The following is a 285-nucleotide window of genomic DNA, read 5'->3' on the forward strand; positions in this document are numbered from 1 at the left end:
AGGAGAATGGTGCATCCGGGAGGATTCGAACCTCCGACCGCTCGGTTCGTAGCCGAGTACTCTATCCAGCTGAGCTACGGATGCATCGGGAATTRCTAAGGTACTGCATTGACTGTTACTGAAACAATCAAAAGAGATGGTGCATCCGGGAGGATTCGAACCTCCGACCGCTCGGTTCGTAGCCGAGTACTCTATCCAGCTGAGCTACGGATGCATCAGGTATTGCTTTACTGCGCTGATTGTTACTGAAACAACCAGAGGAGAATGGTGCATCCGGGAGGATTA

Annotated in this window: 2 tRNA genes; both read right to left on the reverse strand. The window is 51.4% G+C overall.

From position 1 onward, the window contains the following. Positions 1-7: 7 nt before the first annotated feature. Positions 8-84, reverse strand: a tRNA-Arg gene (locus QRD42_RS00230). Between the two features lie 53 nt (positions 85-137). After that, a tRNA-Arg gene (locus tag QRD42_RS00235) sits at positions 138-214 on the reverse strand. Positions 215-285: the final 71 nt, after the last annotated feature.

The sequence above is a fragment of the Enterobacter sp. PGRG2 genome (genome assembly GCF_030291195.1).
In the GTDB taxonomy this organism is placed as follows: Bacteria; Pseudomonadota; Gammaproteobacteria; order Enterobacterales; family Enterobacteriaceae; genus Enterobacter_D.